The organism is Pseudomonas asplenii, assembly GCF_001293465.1.
GTDB lineage: Bacteria > Pseudomonadota > Gammaproteobacteria > Pseudomonadales > Pseudomonadaceae > Aquipseudomonas > Aquipseudomonas fuscovaginae_B.
The window spans coordinates 1-385 of record NZ_JSYZ01000056.1 but is presented as its reverse complement, the minus strand read 5'-3'; the positions used below and the strand labels follow the sequence as shown (position 1 = coordinate 385).

General features: G+C 64.2%; 1 pseudogene. It reads left to right on the top strand.

The features are described from left to right. Positions 1–357, top strand: a pseudogene (locus tag PF66_RS34130) (isochorismatase family protein); the annotation flags it as partial. Positions 358–385 lie beyond the last annotated feature (28 nt).

The following is a 385-nucleotide window of genomic DNA, read 5'->3' as shown; positions in this document are numbered from 1 at the left end:
CGTACATCGCCCGTCCCGGCCAGATCAACGCCTGGGACAACGAGGATTTCGTCAAGGCGATCAAGGCCACCGGCCGCAAGCAGCTGGTCAGCGTTCCCGACGCTGTCGGCACTGGCTGAAGGTTTCGACGTGTTCGTGGTGACCGACGCTTCCGGCACTTTCAACACCACCGTGCAGCAGGCCGCGTGGAACCGCATGACCCAGGCCGGCGCACAGATGATGAACTGGTTCTCGGTGGCCTGTGAGCTGCACCGCGACTGGCGCAACGACATCGAAGGCCTGGGCAACCTGCTGTCGCAGCGGATCCCCAACTACCGCAACCTGATGAACAGCTACGCGGCGCTGACGGCCCGTTAATCCACCCGGAACCACAAGGCCCGCCTCC